Annotated in this window: 1 protein-coding gene; it reads left to right on the top strand. The window is 46.8% G+C overall.

The window, feature by feature from the left end; all coding sequences use genetic code 11:
* Window positions 1–20: 20 nt before the first annotated feature.
* A partial coding sequence (locus AC6UDE_RS07025; RefSeq protein ID WP_500697037.1) for a hypothetical protein occupies window positions 21–263 on the top strand: 243 nt, incomplete at its 3' end.

Here is a 263-nt window from a genome sequence, read left to right on the forward strand (position 1 = left end):
GGCTAAGAGTGATTAATAACTTGATAGATACCATCGAATTAAACCATGCGGATGTTTGGGATGAGCTTTCCGTCTATTACAGGGATGCATATGCAGGTCTGTTAGAAGGAACGCACCTAATCAAAGATTTAAGTCCTGTCGTGCCAAGGTTGCTGGAAAACTGGCTGAAAATCGCAGATGGGGAGCTCTCGCTGTTTGCAGCGGCATCCGCGTTGTCCTGGAATGAAATCTTCCCGGATACGATCAATGCGCTGGTCATTCAG

Source organism: Fructilactobacillus sp. X2R5C3, from assembly GCF_059901325.1.